The following is a 15195-nucleotide window of genomic DNA, read 5'->3' on the forward strand; positions in this document are numbered from 1 at the left end:
CTTAGCGCCATGGCCCAGAATCGCGACACACCCATCGAAGAACACCATAACGTATCGAACAGGCGTCGTATTGGCGATGTGCGCCCGTTGTCGACCAAGATGCAAGAATGGTTGGCTGAACCATTCAATTTCCTGTTCGTCAGCGTTCCGGCTCTGGCACTAACCATTACGTTTCCGGCCCTACTGCCATTGAGTCTACTTGCTCTGATTGGCGTTCATTTTTTTGTCATGGCCCTCAAAAATGTTTTGCCTTACCGCTACCCTGTCTACGACGGCAAGGATGCGGAGGGCAAACCTGCCGATGGCATCTTGCTTCTTGGGCAAACACGCTCAAAATCCCCCGCTGAGCGTTTTAAGCAATGTTTCCTGTCCAATGACGACTTGCGCAAGCACTGGCTTATTATTGGTGCAACCGGATCTGGAAAATCCGAAACGCTCAAGGGAATCTTCTTTAACGCGCTGTGTTGGGGCGCCGGGTTCTTTATGGCCGACGGTAAGGCCGATAACAAACTGCCAACAGACGGCTATGCCATGATCCGTGCGTTCGGCCGCGACAATAGCATCCTCTACCTGAACTTCCTTTTGAGTGGCAAAACACCCCAGGAAGTTTCCAAATCACGGCGCCGGCGCACCAATGGCTTGAACCCTTTCTACGACGCTGAAGCCGACACCATCAAACAGATGGGTGCGAACCTGTTGCCCAAAGCTGAAGGCGAGGGTAAACAGTGGCAAGAGAAAGCCCTTGCCGTGTTTCGTGCAGTGATCGATGCCGTTTGCTACAAACGCGACACCCAAGGCATGGTGATCTCCGTTGGAGTCTTGATTGATTACCTAGCATTGCCAAAAATTGAAGAGCTTTATCTTGAAGGCTGGGATAGCGCCAAAGAAAGTGGCGGTGCTTGGCCACCGGGCTTTATGGGGGTCAAAAATTACCTGGAAGTAGGTCTGCCCGGCTATTCGGTAGAGAAACTTCTGCGTAAACACTCGCGGATTGATGCCCCAGCTAGTGCGTTTGGACAGACTCGCGGGCGTCCGGGCCAAAGTCAGCAAAGCAACGAACAAACTGATGCGCCCAGCGAGCAGCACGGCTATCGCGTCGGTCAACTTATGCCTGTGCTGAACCTTCTGGGCGGCACTTACGGACACATCTTTGGCAACATGTTCAGCGAGATCGACATGGTGGACGTCGCGCTGCATGATCGCATCTTGTTCTTGCTGATTCCGAGCCTGGAAAAATCCTCCCAAGAAGCCGAGAACCTCGGCAAGCTCACCATCTCGTGCTTGCGCGTAATGATGGGTAAAAATCTGGGTTCTGAACTCGAAGGTTCCTACGCCGATCTGATTGAATCAAAAGCCACCAATGCCAACTACCCGTATTTAGTGGCGCTGGATGAGCTCGCATACTACTTCACCGAAGGCCTGGCCGTAATTTTTGCACAGGCTCGCAGCTTGGGGATGAGTATGCTGGCCTGCTCACAGGACTTGGAAATGCTCACCAAGGGGGATCGGGCAGCCGAGACCGGAGCGATGCTCGGCAACGCCGTCAATAAACTGTTCTTAAAAATCGACGATTCCAATAAGACTTGGGAACTGGCCAATAAAACTATTGGTAAGCAGCATGTTGCAACCTACGACACCTATGACCGAGGAGTGGGCTCAAGCTACAAACGACGCGATGAGTTACGTGTTCAAGAGGTGGATATGGTCACCTACAAAGAGATGAACGCACTCAAGGCGGGCCAAGGTGTAATCAACACCATGGGTCATTCCACGCGCATCGACACGCTGTACGTCGGCGATTGGATAGCGTCACTCAAAAATCAGCAATTCCACGTCAATCGCTTCTTACAAGTTCACCCCCCTGCCGAGGAGGTCTTTCAAGACAATCTTTATTGCACGCAATTGAAACCGTCCGAACAACAACAAAAAACCTCGCGTCAAGCGCGTTTGCTTGACCTGCTTACGTATCGACGAACCATTGGAACGACTGGCAACACGCCTATTCTGCAAAAGATAGGACAAATCAGTTACGTCATTGACGAGCTCTATCCGAACGAATCCAACCTCGCCAAGGGCATCTTGATCTACGAGGCCCTCAAACGAGAACTCCTGCGTGAACAGAAAGACGCTCCCAGCGAAGCAGTCCTGCCCTCCGAGGGCAACGGCATTACTCAAGCGACGCATGCCGGCGCCCTTCTGAGCGCGCAACTCGAGCACAACCTGATTGATGCGCTTGACGAACACGGCCTGCCTGATCCCATTGCCCTGATTCGCAAGCCAAGCGCACATGTCCTAGGGCCAGCGCAAGTGGATCAAAACAACATAAGCGGACTGACGCCAGTGTCCCCCTCCCACGGTACCGCCGCTGAGCAACCTGATCTGCCTCCCACGTTGCCTGACTCTACACAGGATGAGCGCTCGGCATTGCTCTTTGGTTATGGCTCGAACGAGCCGGATCTGGCCGACCTGCCCAGTGAAATTGATGCGGGCCCCGCTTTCGATAAACCCGATGAGGCATCGACGTTGGATCGAATTTTCGCAAACCAAACCACCCTGCCTTCTGCAGCCTGGATCAATGAGTCATTAAGTAACGCGCATCGCCTGGCCGATCAGCCCCGTTCTGCCGATGACTCCGTGGTGGGTATTACGGGCGAGGCAATGCACAGTCTGCGTGAACTCGAAGAAGCGCTCGGCAGCCCTAATCCGACGCAATCGGCTCATGCCATGCAAAAGGTTGTTGCAGCCCAAACCACGCCAGACACCATCGGCAAGGGCGATATTAGTGACGCAGCGATCGAACGATTCTTTCACAACGAGCTGGACATCTAAAGGAGTCTGACATGGTGATCGTGCCGGTGGTTCAGTCCATACTTTGTCTGGAGCGAACCACGCTTTGCGGTATCGAAGTGCTGTGTCGCTTTCAGAATCCATCAGGGCTACTAAGTCCTTACGGTCTAGTACGCCAGCACCAATGGGCTGAAATAGATCACCAGATGCTTAAGTTGCTCGTGCCTTACGCCGAGCACTTGAACGAGACCGTACCTCGTCTTTTCTTGAACGTTTCTGCCGCCAGCCTGGCCAACGCCGAATCATTCTCTCGCTGGAATGAAGCCGTTCATGTACTGCTGGACCAACTCAAAATCCCCTTGGTACTGGAGATATCGGAAACCATTGACCCTCTTCTTTTGCGACTGCGCTGGAAACAGCTACGCGATCTTCCTGGAATTGAACTTGCAATCGATGATTTTGGCGATGAAAACTCGAGCTTGGATCGATTGCTGGACTACCCATGGAACTTTTGTAAGTTTGACGCCCGGTACATCACCAAAATATCGCACCTGGTTGCAATGTTTATCTGTCAGAGCAACGCTACCTTCACGATCGTCGAGCGGGTGGAGTCTGAGTTACTATCGGATCGATGTCGCGCCATGGGTCTGAATCGCCAACAGGGGTTCTTATTCTCCGAACCATCCCCTTTGTTCCTCTGGCTCAACAGGATCCATTCCGGAGCCTTTAGCCGGGGTTAGAATTGCAAGCTAGAACCGACTAGCAACCCAACCTCGCGGGAGGCCAGAGAGTTAATGATCAACGTTCTTGAGCGTCTTTCGGAGCGCGATGATGACTCAAATGGCTGGTCGTGAGGCACGAATCAAGCCATTCTCATCCAAGTCAAGATCAGCACTTTCTTCTAAGGCTATTAAATCCTCGGCGCTAACCTTGCCATCGGGGAGAATATCGGTGCGGATCTGCTCTTGTCGCACAAGCGCTTGCTGTGCTTTCTGTTCAAGTTGTGTGTCGGTTTCGGGTACCTTTTGCAGTTGCGGCGCAAATTGATGTAGTGCGCTGACGGTTGAACGACTCACCAGGTATTCTTCGATCAACGGGCGATTCTCGCGTAAATACTCACGCACACGCTCCTGCATGTTCTGATCATTCAAGGTGCATTTAATGGTCTCCTCCGCAGCCAAGGGCAAGCCGGTGACAATTGCCTCTACGGCCGTTTTCAATATGCGCTTGCCGATAGGGCCTGGGTCTATTTCTTTCTCTTGATTGGGCGGCTGTAGGCGGTTGACCAGATCCGTCACCAAGGCTTTTTCGCATTGTTGCATAGAGCAATGAATGGCCGCCATATCCAGATCATTGATCATTTTGGCGGCCGGCTCAGACGACATGGCGACCTTTGGATCTGCCAACACTTTGTTCAGTGTGGCATCCAAACGCTCCAAGGATTGTTTCATCACCTGTTTAGCATCTGCGTTGAGCTCTCCAACGTACGCGCTCTTCATCCCAAAGCTACCATCGCCTTTCTTGAACAGTGTGCTCGCTATGGGTGAATTACCAGTAAACAGGGAATATTCCTGTTGAGCGAGGTCCGGTGAGTCAGAATCAGTATGTTTAAGATCGCCTGAGCCAGCAAAGCTAAATTGCCCTGCTCCGTCAGGATGGTAGCCCCCAACGTCTTTATCCGAATCGAGGTCACCATCAGCTTGCGACTGAACATTGCCCTCTGTTGCTGCTGCCCCGCCCTGATTTGCGTCAAAAGAGAACTGAGGCTGCTCCTGATTCGGTGCAACATCGGTTTGGCCCAGCGGCGGAAGTGAGAACAGGCGCCGGACAGCATTGACCAGGCGAAAGACCAAAGCGCGGATACCTTCGATCAGTCCCTCGATCCGACTGCGTGTTTGTTGAGAGTTCACCCCGGCGGCCTGCTGTTCCTGAAGCAATTGAGTCTGTTCCTTGAGTGCCTGCTGCACTTGAGTCACAGTTTCGGGCTCCTTGCCTTGGCTACCAATAGCTTGACTTAACTGAGTGCGTTCGAATTTGGGTTCTGATTGATGGGTTGTGGCTTCCTGAGTGCTCATAGTAAATGTCCTTATGTCTAAAACAACGCGACCTGTCCTGCGTTACGTGTGCGTGCTTCGGGTTGTGGGTGTACTTCGTCGCTGTGGGTAAGGCTCAGATCAAATCGGGCGTTCTCATCGAGAAGCCAGTCCGTCATTGACCAGTTAATGAGTTTGAATACTGTGGTTGTTGCGCCACTTTGATCCCTGCCCGAGAGCTCGCCGGCGCCGCGGTTGATCATGTCCAAAACAGCGAGCTCATAACCATCGTTGGTGCTCTCTACGCTACGCAAACGGGTAAGAGTGTCCTCGGACAGCGACTTGAGATCATCGGCAAACAGGAAACAATCGGCTTGCCCTCCCTGACGCGCCAACCTGCCCCGCAACTGATGTAGTTGAAACGCGCCAAAGCGCTCGGGGTTGCGGATTACGATCACTGAAATGTCCGGAACGCTAATTCCTGTTTCCATAACTGTGGTTGAAATGAGAATGGGCGTGACGTTCTTCCTGAAAAGATCCAACACCTTACGCTTGGTCGGGTTATCTAAAGAACCATGCAATAACCCCACCTTGCCGGGAAAAGCTGCGTCAAACAGTTCGAACGTTCGCATAGCATTCGCTACTGTCTGGGTTGGTTCTTCAGCGCCAGCGCTTCTCCCGGACGCCTCGGACAGCCCGCTGTTCTGTTGCAACTGCACACGGGGCAGAATGACCGCTGCGCGTTTCCCGTTTGCGATTGCCCGCGCAATGGCGGCCACTGTGGCACGCCGGTCACTTGTGTCTACCAGCATGGTACTTATCGATTTGGCCACAGGCTGCTGATTCAAGGTATAGGTGCGCATACCCGCATACATTGATAGTGCCAATGAGCGCCCAATGGGTGTTGCGGAGACTTCCAGGCGATGCGTAAACGGTCCTATCAACTGATTCTTCAACCCCGTGTGCATCTTATGTTGCTCATCAAAGATCACCACGTTGGCCTGGTAGTTCTGTCGAGCACAGATGGATCCTAACGACTCAGTGCCTACTAAAATGGCTTGGTCGTTATGAATCTTGCCCCCCTCCTCCACACGCTGAATCTGAACGGATTGACCGAACATCGTGATCAACTCCCCTGCGATTTGATCAGCCAGTAGTAAGGTGGGTGCGGTGACAACAACCTTTGCTCCAGCCCAGTGGGCGGCAACCGCCGGCGCCAGGTACGCCACGGTCTTGCCTGCGCCAACTTCTCCTGACAGCAGGCCGCAAAGCGGCGTGGGTCCGCATAAGTCGTTCGCCACATTAAGGGCGACATCACGCTGATTAGCGGTACACGCAAAACCAGAGGATTGCTCAATACGTGCGAGGGCACGCAACGTTAACTCACGCATTTGTGCCGGCTCGGCTATCGCACTCAATGGGTGCTCAGGCCTCTCGTTTTGAATCATTGCCTGCACTTGCAGTGCCAAGGCACAGATTCGATTTGCACAGTACCGCGCGGCTAACCCATGGGCTACCGTATCTGGCCGATGCAGTTGGTACAGCACATCGTCAAGACGTAGTTGCCCACGTTGGCACAGATCTTTTAGAGGCAGCCGATCAGGGTTTGCACAATCGACCAACGCCATGATTTGTCCGTCATCCATGGCGCACTCTTGCTCAATCAGCTCGCTGGAAGCCTGCAAAGCGAGCTCCAAATGTTCCGGCTCAAAAAGGAAATCGACTAACTGGCGAACGGAGGCCCCTGAGACTTGCCCAGGGATGCCGGTATAGACGGGGGCCACGCGCCCGGCCTGTGCTTTATCCAGGAACACGGCCTTGCCAATGCTGATCTCCTGGTTCCATTGTGTTACTTGCGCATATACATACATCGTTGTGTCTGGGACCGCATCTTTCCAGGCCCACGGCGTTCCAAACAGGGCCAGTTGTCCGCTGTTCCCGTTCCTGTCTATGACTCGTAACTTCTGGCGCAGACATCTTCTTTGCCAGGGATGCTTAAGCGGCTCCTTCCAGCTGGATCCGTATCCGCGCAAATCCACCTGCTCCGGATTGTTTGGGTCCCCAGCCAAGCGGATCTTTAGGCACACGAAACCCTGTTGATCACAGGCGGCCAACAAATCGTCGTACACAACCGAACAATCCATGTACGACGAAGGCACGCACAGCAGACCGTGCAGCGCTGAGGCAAGTTTCAGTCGCTGAACCGTGCGGCCAAACGTGGCGGGAACATCACGAAGAGCTTCGTCGTGCAAGCGTGACAATGGGTCGGCCTTTTAAGATACTCGAGCTGGTTTTCTGGACGCTCTATTAATTGGCTATTATTATCTCAATCGTGACTATATGAAGCAATGAAACAGCATCAATTATTTTCAAGGAATGCCAATGAGCACTCGCCCGGCCTCCACTTACCTTCATGAATGGTTCTTCAGCCCCTTGAGAACCCACCTGGAAAAGGCACAGAATAAGGCACAAGCCGCCCAATGGATTAACTTTATTCAGGCGCTAAAACAGAAAGGGGTAAAAGAGCTTGAGATTAACGACTCCAAGATACTAGAGGCTCTGGCTACCCATCCTGGCTCGCTCAGTCTAACCAAGGATGACGTGCTCAATGCCTTTGACTCGCACAGAGTCTCAATTCGCGAGACCGTACTTCCTAAAAATCAGTGGTCCCTCTACGCCCTGCCTGGTTACGACAGGTACCTGGAAACCATTTACGTTCTAGAGTCAGAGCGGGACTATATCAACTACCAACTGAGTCAAATTCGCTTCGAGCTCGAGGAACTGAACTTTGACCTGGATGCGTTGGCGACAAATCCGGAGCGGGTGTACGAGCTTGACGCTCAACGCAAGATGTTAATGAGTCGGCTTAGCTTTGCCACTGACTTTCAGTCGCACCATTACTCCGATGTCGCGGATCCCGAAGACCCAACACAAAAGATACGCAACCTGCTGGCACATACTCGAACAAGTTATCGCCAGGGGGTGTTCTTTGTGGACGAACTCCAGTCAGACTGGGCTCAACGTTATCGGCGCTTTGAGAATAATGAGAATTATCCGCATGCGCCGTTCATTTCCAATACCGAAGCCTGGGCTGGTTTGATCCTGAAACGCCAACTGCAGCGCGCAGCGATGGATCCCCATACGCAACACTTTGCCTGGATCACTGCCGAGCTTCGCAACGGCACTCGAATTGGCGGCAATGACGGCTTGAATGACTTTTACACTGTGATTTTGCCTAAAGTCATGAACAAATTCCTCAAAGGCACTGATCAGAAGGTGAAAATGCTGGAGCTGCCATTGGTCAAAGGAAATGACCGTAAGTACGCTGTGCCTGGTATCGAGATCACCCAATCCGTTCGGGAGAAAATGATTCAGCCGGCGGCGCTCTACAGCCTGGATGTCGATACACAAGTCGATTACACGCCCACTACGGCCACGGCTCGCTTGATGGATCAGCGCCACCTGTTAAAGCACACCACCAAAGCCTTTCAAGACGCATTTCTTGGTGCCAAGGAAATGTTCTCCGGCGTTTTTGAGCTACGACTAGTCTCGCATATTCTTAACGATACAGAGCAAGTTCCGGCTAGTGGCTCGTTTATGGGCAACGTCTTAAATATATCCTTGCAGGGCCGCGATATGCTGTCCTCGCTGGATCATGAGCTTTGGCATCTTGCTGAATCCGCCCTTGTAGATCCGATGGATGTAGCTACCATTCACGAGGCATTTAGCCCCGGCCGTCGTTTGAACACAGCCGTGCGCCAGGCCATGGTTGCCGATAATGCTAATCCCAACGCGGTTGCACAATGCGATGACCCAGCCGAAGCGGCAGCGTTTGGTTTTGCGCTTTGGCGTCAGGGCAAACTCGCCGTCGACCCCAAGCAAAACGAACCCGTTGGCCAGACAGGCATTGATCGCACCGTAGGTCGTGTTTTTGTACGGGTCGAAAAGGCGTTCCATTCTCTGGCACATTGGATGCGCAGACTCATTGTCAAGGAAACCAAGAATGAGATCGAACAGAATGTTGTTAACTCCGCATTTCAGAAATTTGGCCACGCCCTTGATCAGGCAACACTAAAAGCAGCCACTCGCCGCCTGGAACAGGAGCTGCAGGGCAATGACGCGCGGGAGCACGAGCATTCTCTGCATGCCGATACCACACGCACCGTCGCAATGCGGGCTTAACCCAGAGAACCTTACGCCATGAACCAACCTCATTCCCCTGAAATCGAGCATGCCCTGAAAATCTTGAACAACCAGTCTTCAGGCTTCAAGGTGCTTACCCATTTGGATCTGCTCAAGCCGCTGACCCAAAACCCCGGGCGCCCACTCAAACATGTACTCATTTTGGATACTGAAACATCGGGAATGGACCATAAAAGCGATCAGCTCATTGAGATCGCTGGATCGGTGTATCCGTTCTGTGAACAAACGGGCGAACTGTTTAGCCCAAGTTTACAGTTCAATCAGCTGCTGGATCTTCCCGAAGGCGTTGAGCTTTCTCCGATCATTACACAGGTCACAGGCATTACAAGGGAGGATATTCGTGGTCACGCACTAAGTCCTGACCCCATTATCGCTGCGTTCAAGGCGTGCGACATGGTCATTAGTCATAACGCAACTTTTGATCGGCCGTTTGTTGAAAAGACGTGTGATTTTTTGGGAGAACTAGCGAACAAACCCTGGGCGTGTTCGTTACAGGATATCGATTGGAGCACGCTTTTCACGACACCGTCCCGAGCGCTTGCCGTACTGGCTGCATTCTGCCCTGAAAATCCATTCTTTTACGACGCGCACCGGGCTCTTACCGACTGCGACGCCCTTGCTCGGGTTGTGCATCAAGTTACGTCAGCAACACAGCAAGCCATTCTGCCCCAGTTGCTTGCCGGAACGACTGAGCGCCTCGTTCAGGTTTTTGCTGTTGGAGCGCCCTATGAAGCTAAGGATCTGCTTTCTGCACACGGTTTTCGTTGGAGTGACGGCACACAATTTCCCAACATTAAAGCCTGGGCCAAGGTGATTGACAGGCAGTCGGAAGAAGGCTGTCGCGATTTCATTTTTCTGCACGAGAAAGTGTACGGATCGCGAGCCGCTTCGCTCAAAGCACGAATCAATAAGAAGGGGGAAACGAGACGTGTACTAGGACAGTAAGTCGTTGTTTCCCAAACACTTTCTTCGTTGGGCTGGCCAGCGAAGACCTCAATTGTAGCCTTGTTTTTCGTCCTCGGCAACAAATTCGTCCAAAGAGTTCCACAGACGTCCAAAGAGCTGCACTCAGTACACCAGACCCACGATCGGTACATCGTCGTAGGCGACTGCCTCGAACTCATCATCCACGCCCGGTTGTCTGCCCCGCATCCATCATCGCGAAGACGATCAGGCAGATGGTTCTGGTGATGGCACAGGTCGGATTCCACCTGGGAACGCCTGCACCACAACTCACAGGCGACCTTCTGCTCAAGCTCCTTTGAAAGAACGCGCACGCTGGCCACCGCGTTTCCGCACACGATTCTTTGTCGATATATCAGGATGACGGGGCAAGCATGACAGATGCGGGTTTGCTGCGTCCGGCTGGACATTCGACGACGATTGCGGCCCCCTCACGCCTCCTGAGACCGCTGGCATATCAGGTCATACCTAGACGGTTTTGCAGAAACCGTAACTTCTCACGACCCTGATAGCGTGAGCGTCACTGTCGAGCCTACGTCCCGATGCTCGACCTTCTAATCGATGAATTTTTGCACATCGAGCACACGACGACTACCAGTTGCGCGAACTGGTGAGAAGTATTCAAACCACATGACGAAGCGGCCTTAGGTGCCCACTTCCTGCACAGACGACAGGCCGACCATGAGGTCGGTGACAAAGGAGTCGGTCATGTAGTTCTTCTCCTGGAAGGAGACGGAGCATGCACGAGAACAAGAATGATGCACCAACATCAAAGGTGTTCTATCGCCCGATCGAAGCGTCCATCCGCTGGGCCGGGCTGCTGCGATACGAGCAGGTGATCCTGGCTTCGATTTCGTCGCCAAGGCGCCTGCCGCAGTCGTTGGACTGCCCACGTTGTGCCGAGCTGAGGCTTTGCACCGAACGTATCTTCGACGGCATCCTCAATGGAGAACTGCCCTTCGGGCAGAACGGCATCACGACGCGCGATTCCACGCTGATCGACTCCCCTGATCTGACGGTGCGTCACGTCGATCTGAAGCGCTGGATGCGACAACACTATCCCGAGCAACGACCGGGCTTCCTCTTCTCCCGAAGCGAGCGCATCGCCCATCCCTTCATCTCGCTGGAAACTGGGCAGGCGATGCTAGTCGAGCGCCTGGCCCTGAAGTCCACCTTGGACCAGTACAAACGCCAACTGCATGAGTTGCAGGAAAAGCACGGGGCGCTTCTCAAGCAGATGGCGCCCTCTGCTGGCGCACAGTGCCTGATCAGTGATCGCGCCGAAGCCACCTACCTGAACATTATCGGCAGCATGCTGGACCTGATGCTCGGCCAGTCGCCTTCGGGCGTGCCGTACTCCAGCTTCAAGACTCAGGAGGCGGTGGTTAGTGCATTGGTCGCCCATCACAGCGGCGCAATGGGGATCGCGGAGCGGACGCTAAACGGCAAGTTCGCCACGGCCAGACGCCGGCTGCGTAGCGCGACAGTCTGAGGTTTTCCATCTTGTATGTGCAATCGCGGAGATTGCATTTGCAATGTCTTTTCCCATCCATGTCTATTGAATGGAGGTCACGCCAACAAACGCCACTGAGCGTTCAGGAGTGACCGCCATGTCGCAAACACCTGCACTGCCCGCAAGCGAGCGCCGCATCCTGCGGCTTGATGAAGTCGAAACCAAGTCGGGTTTCAAACGCGCCCACATCTACAACCTGATGCGCAAAGGCCTGTTCCCGAAGGCGCTGCGCCTGGGCGTGCGCGCGGTCGGCTGGGACTCCATCGAGATCGATCAGTGGATCGCCGAGCGCGTCAACAACCGGGCCTGACCCGTTCTCCAGCGGACTTCCCATCCTCACACGGAGAACGCCATGCAGGTCGTATCCATCATTTCAACAAAAGGTGGCGTCGGCAAGACCACCACGGCCGCGAACCTCGGCGGGCTTGCCGCCGACGCGGGGCTGCGTGTGCTACTGCTCGACCTCGACGTGCAGCCCACCTTGTCCTCGTACTACGAGCTAGGCCACCGCGCACCTGGTGGCATCTACGAGTTGCTGGCCTTCAACGAGCGCGACCTCGGGTTGCTTGTGTCCCGCACGATCGTCGCGGGCCTGGACTTGGTGCTCTCCAACGACCACCGAGGCGAGCTGAACACCTTGCTGCTGCACGCGCCGGATGGGCGCCTGCGGTTGCGCCATCTCTTGCCGGTCCTGGCGCCTCTCTATGACCTGGTACTGATCGACACCCAAGGCGCGCGATCGGTGCTGCTGGAGATGGCGGTACTCGCCTCCAACCTCGCGCTGTCGCCCGTGACCCCGGAAATCCTCGCGGCGCGCGAGCTGCGGCGCGGCACCATGCAGTTGCTCGAAGACATTGCGCCCTACCGGCACCTGGGCATCGAGCCTCCACCTCTGCATCTGCTCATCAATCGCGTCCACCCTGTGTCAGCCAATGCACGGCTGATCCAGCAGGCCCTGCGCGATCTTTTCCAGGACCATGCCGGCATCCGCGTGCTGGCCACCGACGTGCCGGCCATCGAGGCGTATCCGCGTGCAGCTACGCGCGGATTGCCAGTGCATCGGGTCGAATACCGCCAGCCGCCGAGCAGAGTCGCCCCCGCCGCGCTCGACACCATGCGCGGCCTCGCAGACGAACTATTTCCGCAATGGCGGCACCGATTTGCCATGGTGTCCGGCCGTCCGCCACACCCTCTTGATGCCGGGAGGTCCCATGGCGAACGCACATGAGCTTGCCCGAGGCCACAAGCGGCTTCGCGCCCTGATCGAGTTCGCGGTTGGCGAAGGTTGGCACGTCAAACGCACGCCTGGCGGCCACCTCAAGTTCACCAAGCCTGGCTGCGCCGCGATCTACACCAGCTCGACGGCCAGCGACCACCGGGCGACCCTGAATGCCCGTGCGCAAATCCGCCGCGCCGAGCGCGAGGCCCGATACCAAGCGCAGGGAGGCGGCCATGGCTGAGGTCACCTCCCAGCAGATGGCTGGCAAGCTGCTCGCGGCCGGGTTCGAGCGCAGCGGCCCGTCAGCCTCGACCTTGAGCGACCCGATCGCCGACACACCCATGGTCGTGACCCTAGATCAGTTGCGCCCCTACGACCACGATCCCAGGAAAAAACGCAACCCGGCCTACGAGGAAATCAAGGCGTCCATCCGCGAGCGAGGTCTGGACGCGGCGCCGGCCATCACTCGCCGACCAGGTGAGGATCACTACATCATCCGCAACGGCGGAAATACGCGGCTGGCGATCCTGCGCGAACTATGGTCAGAGACCAAGGACGAGCGGTTTTTCCGTATATCGTGCCTGTTCCGTCCGTGGCCCAGCCGCGGCGAAGTCGTCATGCTGACCGGCCACCTGGCCGAGAACGAATTACGCGGGGGCCTCACGTTCATCGAGCGCGCCCTCGGCGTCGAGAAGGCACGCGAGTTCTACGAGCAAGAAAGTGGCACTACCTTGAGCCAGTCCGAGCTGGCCCGCCGCCTCGCTGCCGATGGCTTCCCGGTACAACAGTCGCACATCAGCCGCATGAACGACGCGGTGCAGTATCTCCTGCCCGCGATCCCCACCGTGCTCTATGGCGGCCTCGGTCGCCATCAGGTCGAACGCCTGTCGGTCATGCGCAAAGCCTGCATGCTCGCGTGGGAGCGCTACGCCAAGGGCCGCTCCCTGGTTCAGGACTTCCACGAATTTTTCCAGGAAGCGCTGTCGCAATTCGACGTCCAGGCCGACGAGTTCTCCGCGCAGCGCGTACAGGACGAGCTGATCGGCCAGATGGCCGAGTTGCTGGGTGTCAATTACGACGTGCTCGCCCTGGACATGACCGAATCCGAGAGCCGGCAGCGCGCCTTGATCAGCGACCCAACGCCGCCCTCGACGCCGCCTGCGTTGCCGGAGCCTGAGTCGGAAACCATCGCGCGCCCACCTGCCAACACCGCGCCACCCACCGCAGGGGCTGCATCGGCAGCGCCGCCTGCAGGCCAACCTGCGGCAACGCCTTCGACGCGCGAGAGCGACACGGATACCAGTCAGGCGGGTCCGGCCAGCCCTGCGGCGGGGAGCGATCTGCTTCGGGAACACATCGTCTCGCCAGCACCGACGACCGAACGGCTCCAGTCCATCCAGCGCATGGTCGCCGATCAGTTGGGCGATGCGCTGCCTCCCGACTTCTCGGCGAGCGTCTTGCAGTCCATCCCCGTGCAGGCTGGCGGGCTCTATCCGATCTCCGATGTCTGGTACATCGATCCCGGCTTGGATACTGCCGAGCGCTTGCGCATCCACATCGCACAGTTCGCCCGCGAAATCGCGAGCGAGGCAGACCTGGACGAGTGCATTGATGACCGTGCAGAGGGTATCGGTTTCGCCTGCCGGGCCCGCACCCAAAGTCCGGCGCCGCTGGGCCGTTCCGTCCTCGCATTGTTGGCGTGCCTGGCCGGTCAGCGGCCCGCCGACGTCGGTCTGCACGACGGGCAAATCGTCATCGACCTGCCGGCGTTGCTGCACGGCCAGGGTGATGCGGCCCAGCGATTGAGCGACACCGCGCTGGTCAAGCTGTTCCGGCTGCTGCGGCTGGCCCGGCGCCTGCTCGATCTTGAAGCCGGCGCTGCGGACCTTGGAACGTGAGCGAGGGAGGCCAGCATGTCCGCACCACACCCACTCAACCAGGCCGTCATCGCCCAGGCCCTCTATGACCTGCGCAATGGGCAACTGCGCCGGTGCAAACTGATGGGGTTTGGTGAGGAAGAACTGGACGCCCTCAAGCATCCCGCGCTGATCAGCGTGCTCGCCAACGCCAACGTCTCCTGGTGCTCGGTGACGGTGAACCGCGAAGTGCTCCGGCGACTACTCAAGCAGGCGCAGGACGTGGAGAAGGAAATCGCCACGGTCGATCGCATGCTCAGGCTGGGTGCGAGCACCGAGATGGTCAGTCGGTTCTATGGCCTGACCCACCAGGAGGTGGCGCTTCGCCGCGAAATCCTCGGCCTGCCCAAGCGCAAGGGCCGCCACCCCGTGCTGGACGAGAAACAGGACACGGATCTGTGGCGGCAATGGAAGGCCGTGACCGGCAGCAGGAATGTCGATCTCGAAGACGAAACCTCCATTCTCGACGCCGCCATGGACTTGGCCGAAGCCATGTCGCTGCCTCTGTCGGTGGTCTGGGCCTCGATCAAGAGCTGGGTCGATCAAGGATTGGGTTGAGCC

Annotated in this window: 12 protein-coding genes; 10 read left to right on the forward strand and 2 right to left on the reverse strand. The window is 56.2% G+C overall.

Features of this window, described 5'->3' with window-relative positions:
- The first annotated feature begins 9 nt into the window (after positions 1 to 9).
- Both PuT2_RS11505 and PuT2_RS11510 read left to right on the forward strand, forming a co-directional pair.
- The gene (locus tag PuT2_RS11505) at positions 10 to 2829 is read left to right on the forward strand and encodes a TraM recognition domain-containing protein (protein WP_093971205.1); all 2820 of its coding nucleotides are present in this window, start codon (positions 10 to 12) and stop codon (positions 2827 to 2829) included.
- A gap of 11 nt (positions 2830 to 2840) precedes the next feature.
- Entirely contained in the window at positions 2841 to 3527 is a 687-nt protein-coding gene (locus PuT2_RS11510; RefSeq protein ID WP_093971206.1) for an EAL domain-containing protein, read from the forward strand.
- Between the two features lie 96 nt (positions 3528 to 3623).
- Here the strand turns inward: PuT2_RS11510 and PuT2_RS11515 are convergent, their stop codons facing one another.
- Both PuT2_RS11515 and PuT2_RS11520 read right to left on the reverse strand, forming a co-directional pair.
- Positions 3624 to 4862: a hypothetical protein gene (locus tag PuT2_RS11515; protein WP_093971207.1), complete on the reverse strand. Its 1239-nt coding sequence runs from the start codon at positions 4860 to 4862 to the stop codon at positions 3624 to 3626.
- A 17-nt stretch (positions 4863 to 4879) separates the two neighbouring features.
- Positions 4880 to 7081, reverse strand: a complete 2202-nt coding sequence (locus tag PuT2_RS11520; protein WP_143516159.1) for a DEAD/DEAH box helicase — start codon at positions 7079 to 7081, stop codon at positions 4880 to 4882.
- A 121-nt stretch (positions 7082 to 7202) separates the two neighbouring features.
- Between PuT2_RS11520 and PuT2_RS11525 the strand changes: the two genes are divergently transcribed.
- From PuT2_RS11525 to PuT2_RS11560, 8 genes are all read left to right on the forward strand, one after another.
- A complete protein-coding gene (locus PuT2_RS11525; protein WP_093971209.1) occupies positions 7203 to 9002 on the forward strand; it encodes a hypothetical protein in 1800 nt (599 codons plus the stop codon).
- A gap of 18 nt (positions 9003 to 9020) precedes the next feature.
- The gene (locus tag PuT2_RS11530; protein ID WP_093971210.1) at positions 9021 to 9968 is read left to right on the forward strand and encodes a 3'-5' exonuclease; all 948 of its coding nucleotides are present in this window, start codon (positions 9021 to 9023) and stop codon (positions 9966 to 9968) included.
- A gap of 757 nt (positions 9969 to 10725) precedes the next feature.
- Positions 10726 to 11478 (forward strand): hypothetical protein, encoded by a 753-nt coding sequence (locus PuT2_RS11535; protein WP_033972340.1) that lies wholly within the window; start codon positions 10726 to 10728, stop codon positions 11476 to 11478.
- Positions 11479 to 11596: 118 nt separating this feature from the next.
- Positions 11597 to 11809 (forward strand): AlpA family transcriptional regulator, encoded by a 213-nt coding sequence (locus PuT2_RS11540; RefSeq protein ID WP_009459729.1) that lies wholly within the window; start codon positions 11597 to 11599, stop codon positions 11807 to 11809.
- A 42-nt stretch (positions 11810 to 11851) separates the two neighbouring features.
- Positions 11852 to 12727 (forward strand): ParA family protein, encoded by an 876-nt coding sequence (locus tag PuT2_RS11545; protein WP_033972342.1) that lies wholly within the window; start codon positions 11852 to 11854, stop codon positions 12725 to 12727.
- On the forward strand, positions 12711 to 12959 hold the full coding sequence (locus PuT2_RS11550) for a hypothetical protein (protein WP_019726333.1): 249 nt from the start codon (positions 12711 to 12713) through the stop codon (positions 12957 to 12959). Before PuT2_RS11545 ends, PuT2_RS11550 begins: the two co-directional genes overlap by 17 nt.
- The gene (locus PuT2_RS11555; RefSeq protein WP_033972343.1) at positions 12952 to 14616 is read left to right on the forward strand and encodes a ParB family protein; all 1665 of its coding nucleotides are present in this window, start codon (positions 12952 to 12954) and stop codon (positions 14614 to 14616) included. Before PuT2_RS11550 ends, PuT2_RS11555 begins: the two co-directional genes overlap by 8 nt.
- Before the next feature lie 15 nt (positions 14617 to 14631).
- Positions 14632 to 15192, forward strand: a complete 561-nt coding sequence (locus PuT2_RS11560) for a DUF2857 domain-containing protein (RefSeq protein ID WP_033972344.1) — start codon at positions 14632 to 14634, stop codon at positions 15190 to 15192.
- Positions 15193 to 15195: the final 3 nt, after the last annotated feature.

It is taken from the genome of Pusillimonas sp. T2, assembly GCF_002236805.1.
GTDB lineage: Bacteria > Pseudomonadota > Gammaproteobacteria > Burkholderiales > Burkholderiaceae_B > Neopusillimonas.